This window comes from Stenotrophomonas sp. P5_A8 (genome assembly GCF_056400545.1).
Genome location: NZ_JBFULB010000223.1, coordinates 1 through 6,636 on the forward strand (window position 1 = coordinate 1; position 6,636 = coordinate 6,636).

At 68.5% G+C, this 6,636-nt stretch carries 6 protein-coding genes; 5 read left to right on the plus strand and 1 reads right to left on the minus strand.

The features are described from left to right. Positions 1-152: 152 nt before the first annotated feature. The gene (locus AC1DQP_RS14600) at positions 153-1,481 is read right to left on the minus strand and encodes a dicarboxylate/amino acid:cation symporter (RefSeq protein WP_256777521.1); all 1,329 of its coding nucleotides are present in this window, start codon (positions 1,479-1,481) and stop codon (positions 153-155) included. Between the two features lie 149 nt (positions 1,482-1,630). Between AC1DQP_RS14600 and AC1DQP_RS14605 the strand changes: the two genes are divergently transcribed. The 5 genes from AC1DQP_RS14605 to AC1DQP_RS14625 all read left to right on the plus strand — a co-directional run bounded on the left by AC1DQP_RS14605 (position 1,631) and on the right by AC1DQP_RS14625 (position 6,415). Next, the gene (locus AC1DQP_RS14605; RefSeq protein WP_478051872.1) at positions 1,631-3,340 is read left to right on the plus strand and encodes an alkaline phosphatase; all 1,710 of its coding nucleotides are present in this window, start codon (positions 1,631-1,633) and stop codon (positions 3,338-3,340) included. Continuing rightward, a complete protein-coding gene (locus tag AC1DQP_RS14610) occupies positions 3,337-3,897 on the plus strand; it encodes a WG repeat-containing protein (RefSeq protein WP_457319597.1) in 561 nt (186 codons plus the stop codon). The genes AC1DQP_RS14605 and AC1DQP_RS14610 overlap by 4 nt, the downstream gene beginning before the upstream one ends. Before the next feature lie 66 nt (positions 3,898-3,963). Beyond that, complete coding sequence (gene tilS, locus AC1DQP_RS14615; RefSeq protein ID WP_457319595.1) at positions 3,964-5,250, plus strand: tRNA lysidine(34) synthetase TilS; 1,287 nt, start codon at positions 3,964-3,966, stop codon at positions 5,248-5,250. A gap of 36 nt (positions 5,251-5,286) precedes the next feature. Further along, positions 5,287-5,547 (plus strand): exodeoxyribonuclease VII small subunit, encoded by a 261-nt coding sequence (locus tag AC1DQP_RS14620; RefSeq protein ID WP_256777517.1) that lies wholly within the window; start codon positions 5,287-5,289, stop codon positions 5,545-5,547. After that, a complete protein-coding gene (locus AC1DQP_RS14625; protein WP_457319596.1) occupies positions 5,537-6,415 on the plus strand; it encodes a polyprenyl synthetase family protein in 879 nt (292 codons plus the stop codon). Before AC1DQP_RS14620 ends, AC1DQP_RS14625 begins: the two co-directional genes overlap by 11 nt. Positions 6,416-6,636: the final 221 nt, after the last annotated feature.

Below are 6,636 nucleotides of genomic sequence, written 5' to 3' on the forward strand. Positions count from 1 at the left end.
GGGCATGGGGGCCCAGCGCCCGACCCACCGACCGCCGCACCTGAAAAACTCAACAGCGCGCGTCATGCTTGCCACCGGTTTGGAAAAAGAACTCTATAAAAAGTCAGGCCCGCTTTCGCGGGCCCGTTCCTTTCAACCATGGCGCAGCGCGATCAGGACGTCCGTTCTTCAATCTCGTCCACGCCCAGATTGGTCGAAGGATTATCGTAGACCGCCCGATCGAGCAGCCCCGTCTCCTTGGCCACCAGCACCGGCACCAGCATCTGCCCGGTCACGTTGGTCATCGTGCGCATCATGTCCAGGATCCGATCGATCGCATACAGATACCCGATCGTCTCCAGCGGCAGATTGGCCGCGCTCAACACCACCGTCGCCATCACCACTGCAGTCCCCGGCACGCCCGCCGTACCGAAACTGCCCAGCACCGAGGCGATCAGCACCACGATGTACTGCTCCGGCGACAACGGCACCCCCGTGTACTGCGCGATGAACACCGCGCACAACGCCGGATAGATCGCCCCGCAGCCGTCCATTTTGATGCTCGCACCCAGCGGCACCGCGAACGATGCGTAGTCTTTGTTCACGCCCAGGTTGTGCGTGATCGAACGCATCGCCGCCGGCATCGCCGCAAAGCTCGACGAACTCACGAACGCCACCTGCATGCCCGGCGCCGCGCCACGGAAGAACTTCAGCGGGTTCAACCCGTGCGACAACAGCAGCCCACCGTAGACCACCACGATGTGGAACGCGCACGCCACGTACAACGCCAGCACGAAGCTGCCAAGCGGCAGCAGCTTCTCGAAGCCATAACTGCCCACCAGCCCGGCGATCAGACCGAAGGTTCCCAGCGGCGTCATCTCCAGCACGAAGCGCGTTACCTGGATCATGATGTCGCTCATCTGACCGGTCAGCTTGCGCGCCTCGGCCACCTTGTCGCCGAGCTTCACCATCGCAAAGCCGAGCAGACCGGCGAAGAAGATCACCGGCAGGATCGAGCCGCGCCCGGCCGCCAGCACCGTCTCACCTGCCGCGTTCACCCGCGTGCCGATGCCGGTCAACGCATAGAACACGTTGGAGGGCACCACGTCCATCAGCACCTTGATCACGCTCGGCACTTCGCGCGGCGTGTAGCCGTGGTCCATGCTCAGGCTCAGGTTGCCCGTGCCCGGCTGCAGGATCGTGCCCACCGCCAGGCCCACGCAGACCGCCAGGGCGGCGGTGATGATGAACCACAGGAACGTGCGCCCGCCGAGGGCGGCCACCGACTTCTGGCCGTGGAGCGAGGAGATCGCGTTGATCACCGCGAAGAACACCAGCGGCACCGCGATCATCTTGATCAGCGTGACGTAGAGATCGCCAAGCGGCCCGAACCAGACTTCCGCCGCCGGGCCCAACACCCAGCCGGCAAGTGCGCCCAGCACGAAGCCGCCAAGCACGCGTTGCCAGAACGGAATCCGCAACCACGCAGACACCAGCTTCATGAGCCTTCCAGAGAGAATTCGACAGCTAGGCACCTTAGCCCAACCCGGGCCGGGGAACGAGGCGCACACGGAAATTCAGCGTGTCATCGGCGTGCCTTGCTGCGTTCTGCATAATGAACGCCCGTTTCACTTATGAGATATGACTGTCCATGTCCCGTACCACGTCCTTGGTGGCAGCCATCGCCACCACCCTGCTGCTGGGCGCCTGCGCCAGCACCACGCCCGCCGCCAGCGCCTCGGGCGCCGTGCAGGTCGAGGTCCCCGCCGTGGCCCACCCGGCCGGTGAAACCCCGCAGTGGTGGTACCGCAGTGGCGCCGCGCGCGCAGCCAGCACGGGCGCGATGGACGGCAAGGCCAGGAACGTCATCCTGTTCCTCGGTGACGGAATGAGCCTCACCACGGTCGCCGCCGCGCGGATTTTCGAAGGCCAGCGCAACGGCAATCCCGGTGAAGAGAACCTGCTGTCGTGGGAGCGCTTCCCAGCCACCGCGTTCAGCAAGACCTACAACACCGACTCGCAGACCCCCGATTCGGCCGGCACCATGACCGCCATCACCACCGGCGTGAAGACCCACATGGGCGCGATCGGCGTCAGTGCCGGCACCCGCAACGACTGCGCCGACAGCTTGAACAAGGGCCTGCTCACCTGGCTGCAGTTGGCCGACAGCGCTGGCCTTGCCACCGGCGTGGTCACCACCGCCCGCCTCACCCACGCCACCCCGGCCGCCACCTACGCCCACTCGCCCGAGCGCAACTGGGAAAACGACGCCGACGTGCCCGAGGCGGCCAAGGCCGCCGGCTGCACCGACATCGCCCAGCAGCTGCTGTCCACCTCGCGCTATGGCCGTGGTCCGCTGGTCGCCCTCGGCGGCGGCCGCGCCCAGTTCACCACCGTGGAAGAACGCGATCCCGAATACGACGACAAGGTCGGCCAGCGCCTGGACGGGCGCAGCCTGGTCACCGAGTGGCAGCAGACCCATCCGGGCGGCGCCTATGTCTGGAACGCCAGGCAGCTGCAGGCCGCGGCCAATGCCCCGGCGGTGCTGGGTCTGTTCGAGCCGGACCACATGCGCTATGAAATCGAGCGCAAGGACGACCCGGCCGGCGAACCCAGCCTGGCCGAGCTGACCAAGGCAGCCATCGCCAACCTGGCCAAACACCAGGAGGGCTACGTGCTGATGGTCGAAGGCGCCCGCATCGACCACGCCAACCACAGCGGCAACGCCTACCGCGCCCTGAGCGATACCGTGGCCCTGTCCGATGCGGTGCGCGCCGCAGTGGAGGCGACCTCCGACCAGGACACCCTGATCATCGTCACCGCCGACCACTCGCACACCCTGAATTTCGTCGGCTACCCGGCGCGTGGCAACCCGATCCTGGGCAAGGTCAAGGACAAGGGTGGCGAAGACGGCACCGGCGGCCTGGATGTTGCCCGTGACGGCCTCGGCCTGCCCTACACCACGCTGAGCTACGCCAATGGCCCCGGCTACACGGGCGCGACCAACCAGCAGCCGGCCGGCCCGAAGACCTACCCGCACAATCCAAGCAGCTTCGACCCCGCCAGCGGTCGCCCGGACCTGAGCCACGTCGATACCGAGCATCCCGATTACATGCAGGAAGCGCTGGTGCCGACCAAGAGCGAAACCCACGGTGGCGAAGACGTCGGCATCTGGGCGCGTGGCCCGGGCAGCAAGGCCATCCGCGGCACCATGGAGCAGAACACGATCTACCACATGATCGTCCAGGCCACCCCGCGCCTGCGCCAGCGTCTGTGCGAGGCCGGCACCTGCGACGCCAGCGGCGTGCCGGTGGAGCTGCCGAAGCCGACCGCCTTCGAGCGCAAGACCGACGCCAACTGATGGCAACGCCGATCCGCGCCGTAAAGCACAGGGGCCGCCACACGCGGCACCTGCTGCTGGCCGGACTGTTTGCCGCCGGCAGCGCGTGGGCGGACGGTTCGCCCTGCCTGGTGCTGACCGAAGAAGACGGCCTGCAGCCGTTGGCCGGCTGCCAGTTCGTCGACGGCCGCCTGCAATTGGAGGCCAGGGCATTGGCCGCGCTGTCCTTCGACGCCAACGGACTGGCACCGTTGCACGCCGGCGGCGGCTTCCACTACGTCAAACCCGACGGTCGGCAGCTGCCGGTCATTACCTTCGACAACGGCCCGGACTATGTGGTTGAAGGGCTGGTCCGTGGCCGTGTCGGTCAACGCATCGGCTACTTCGATACCGAGTTCCGCCAAGCCTTCCCGGCCACCTTCGATTTCGGCTGGGCCTTCGAGGATGGCGTGGCCCGGGTCTGCAACGGTTGCACGCGTGGCACCCCGGACGCGGATGGCCATGTGGCCATGGTCGGCGGCACCTGGCACCGCATCGACCGCGCCGGGCAGCCGGTGTATCAGATCGACCGGCCCTGATGGCCGCGCATGGCATCGGCGCGCGACTGCGCCGATACTGCCCTCCTGCCTCATTCTGCCGTCCTCATGAAGATCTCCTTGCCACCGCCTCCGGCTACACCCGCTCCGGTCCTGGTCGGCTTCAGCGGCGGCCTGGATTCCACCGTGCTGCTGCACTGGCTGGCCCAGTCCCCGGCGCAACGGAGCGCGGGTCTGCGCGCGGTGCACGTGCACCACGGTCTGCAGGCACCCGCCGACGGCTGGGCCGAACACTGCGCCGCACGCTGTGCCGCATGGGCCATCGCGCTGCAGGTGATCCCGGTGGAGGTCGCGCGCGACAGCGGCCAAGGCCTGGAGGCGGCCGCCCGCCACGCCCGCCGCACCGCCTTTGCCGGCGCGCTGCACCCCGGCGAGCAGCTGGCGCTGGCCCATCATCGCGATGACCAGGCCGAGACCTTCCTGCTGCGTGCGCTGCGTGGCTCCGGCGTGGATGGCCTGGCGTCGATCAAGGCGCAGGCGCCGTTCGCCGCCGGCAGCGTGTGGCGCCCGTTGCTGCAGGTGCCGCGCAGTGCGTTGCTGGCCTACGCCCAGACCCATGGGCTGGCGTGGATCGAGGACCCCAGCAATGCCAGCGATACGGCCGACCGCAATTTCCTGCGCCTGCACGTGATGCCACTGCTCCAGCAGCGCTGGCCGCAGGCCGATGCGGCGTTTGCACGCAGTGCCACCTTGTGTGCGCAGTCGCAACGCCTGCTCGAAGACACCGACCACGAGGCGCTGCGCCGCTGCACCGTCGCCCCGGGCGTACTGGACTGCGCGCGCCTGCTGCGGCAACCGCACGAACGCCGCGCCCGGCTGCTGCGCCAATGGGTGCGCAACTGCGGCCTGCCGCCGTTGCCGGCCGCCGGGGTGGAGGCGATCGAACGCGAGCTGCTGCCGGCCGCGCACGACGGCGATGCCCAGTTCGCCTGGCAAGGGGCGCGGATCCGGCGCTGGCGCGGCGAGCTGCACCTGCTCTCCACCACGTTGGCGCTGCCGCCGCATTGGAGCGCGCACTGGGACGGCCGCGCGCCGCTGGCGCTGCCCGATGGCGGCCAACTTGAACTGCTGGGCGCGCCACGACTGGCGGTGCCCCTGCAGGTCCGCGCACGGCGTGGCGGCGAACGCATCCAGCTGCCTGGGCGCACCCATTCGCATGCGCTCAAGGACCTGCTGCAGCAGCGCGGCCTGCCCCCGTGGCAGCGCCGCCAGTTGCCACTGCTGTTCGACGGGGAGGCGTTGATGGCCGCCGGTGACCGGATCATCGCCGCAGCGCTGCAGCACTGGCTGGATGAACACGACGCGCAGCTGCGTTGGACGCCGGGCGTGGCGTGAATTGACCCGGCTGGATTGGCGCATCACACTTGTCCCATGCCCAAGAAGTCCCCCAACGAAACCTCCCCGGTCGCCCACTTCGAGCAGTCGCTGGAAGAACTGGAGCAGCTGGTGGAGAAGATGGAAGCCGGCGATCTGAGCCTGGAACAATCGCTCAGCGCCTACGAGCGCGGCGTCGGCCTGTACCGCCAGTGCCAGCAGGCACTGGAGCAGGCCGAACTGCGCGTGCGCCTGCTCAGCGATCCTGCCCGCCCTGAGACCGCCGAGAACTTCGACCCGCCCAGCCATGACGGTTGAGTCCACGTTCGCGCGTTGGCGCGACCGCATCGAAAACCAGCTCGACGCCAGCCTGCCCTCCCCCGACGACGCCCCGCAGCGCCTGCACCAGGCGATGCGTTACGCGGTGCTGGGCGGCGGCAAGCGCATGCGCCCACTGCTGGTGTATGCCAGCGGCCAGATAGTCGGCGCCGATGAGCACAGCCTGGATGCGCCGGCGATGGCGGTGGAACTGATCCACGCCTATTCGCTGGTCCATGACGACCTGCCGGCCATGGACGACGACGCCCTGCGCCGCGGCCGTCCCACCACCCATATCGCCTTCGACGAAGCCACCGCGATCCTGGCCGGCGATGCCCTGCAGACGCGCGCGTTCGGCCTGCTCGCCGATGCGGCGCTGCCGGCGCAGCTGCGCGTGCATTGCCTGCAGGCGCTGACCCATGCCTCGGGTGCGGCCGGCATGTGTGGCGGCCAGGCGCTGGACATCGACGCCACCGGCCACGCCCAGCCGCTGGCCGCACTGCAGCGGATGCATGCGCTCAAGACCGGCGCGCTGATCCGCGCGGCGGTGCGGATGGGCGCGCTGTGTGGCGACGCACCGCAGACCGATCTGCTGCAGCTGGACGCATTCGCCAGCGCGCTGGGCCTGGCCTTCCAGGTCCGCGATGACATTCTCGATGTGGAAGCCAGCTCCGAGCAGCTCGGCAAGACCGCCGGCAAGGACGTCGCGCAGGCCAAGTCGACCTTCCCCGCCCTGCTCGGCATGGACGGTGCCAAGGCCGAACTGGCCGCACTCAGCGAACGCATGCACGACAGTCTGGCCGGGTACGACGAACGCGCCGATGCACTGCGTGCACTCGGACGGTTGGCGGTCGAACGCGATCACTGAACCGCGGGTGGGTCGAACGTCGGGCCATGCGTCCCCTGCGGGCGAATGTCCCTCCGGCGTCGGCCTGCGGTAGGTTCGCTCGCGAGACACGCCTACGAAAAAAAGGTTTTTCTCCCCTCTGAGGGGAGCGGCTTGTTGCAAGGGCCGTCGCAGGGTGAGTACGACGCTACACGCTTGGACGGGAAGTGCCGGCGACGTGTGGGTCGGGTGGTGTCTCCGTT